We start from the raw sequence: 888 nt of genomic DNA, 5'->3' as shown, positions 1-888 counted from the left end.
GTCTGACGTTTGATGCGGTCGCAACGGTTGTTGAGCGTGATACTGAAATGTGGCAATTGGTCGTTGGTCAGATGAAAGCGCGTTTCGGTGACATCATCGACGGTCTAAGCCAGCTTGAAGACTTTGTACTGTTCAACCTAAAAGCTGAGAAAGGTTTGTTCGTAAAAGGGTTCGGTCAAGCGTATCAAGTCTCAGGCGATGACTTGGTTGATTTTGTGCATCTACAAGAAGGCCACAAGAAAATCGAAAACGCCTAATGCGGACGTCGTTTTTATGATTACTAAGAGGGAGTTAGGTTATACTGGCTCCCTTTTTTATATTGGAACAACAGCATGAGACCTGTAAGCAAGGAATTGAGCGAGATCTGTTATCCCTTTATTTACGAAGACAGCCCTGTGTGCGATTTCGAGATCACCGCAGACGAGTTGTGCAGCCGGATTGGGTTGGTGCTGTCGATGGAATTGGACGACTTCAGTCGAGATATTCTCACGCGCCTTCAGCCTAATGTTTACCATCTCAATGGTTCGGTGCGTGGCAAGTTAGCGATTACAGAATCGGAAGTTGAAGAGCTTAAAGCAGACTATGAGGCCGTAAAAGCGCGCATAGACGGTGGTTTTAAAGGTTTCGTGCTGCCGGGAGGCCATGCTACGTCTAGTCAACTGCATTTGTGCCGCTGCCAAGCAAAGAAAACCGTTCGAGCACTCGTCGCGATAGAGCATGCTGGGAAAAAGCAACCAGCGCCGATTCTGTTCCGTTACGCCAACTTAATGGCCAATGTCATTTACAGCTTGGCTTCCTACATTAATCATGGTTACCAAGTGGAAGAAACTGAGATTGTGTCTCGCATCTACGCTATGCCAAAGAAGTAAACGCTGTAAACAAGTCGCT

At 47.0% G+C, this 888-nt stretch carries 1 protein-coding gene and 1 pseudogene; both read left to right on the top strand.

Annotated elements, in window-relative coordinates:
* Positions 1-257, top strand: a pseudogene (locus tag R7Z77_RS24600) (heme utilization protein HutZ); the annotation flags it as partial.
* Positions 258-332: 75 nt separating this feature from the next.
* Complete coding sequence (locus R7Z77_RS24595; RefSeq protein WP_318136958.1) at positions 333-869, top strand: ATP:cob(I)alamin adenosyltransferase; 537 nt, start codon at positions 333-335, stop codon at positions 867-869.
* The last annotated feature ends 19 nt before the right edge of the window (positions 870-888 follow it).

The sequence above is a fragment of the Vibrio sp. 1401 genome (assembly GCF_033340295.1).
Note: the sequence above shows the minus strand (reverse complement) of the source record. Positions and strands in the feature narration are given on the sequence as shown.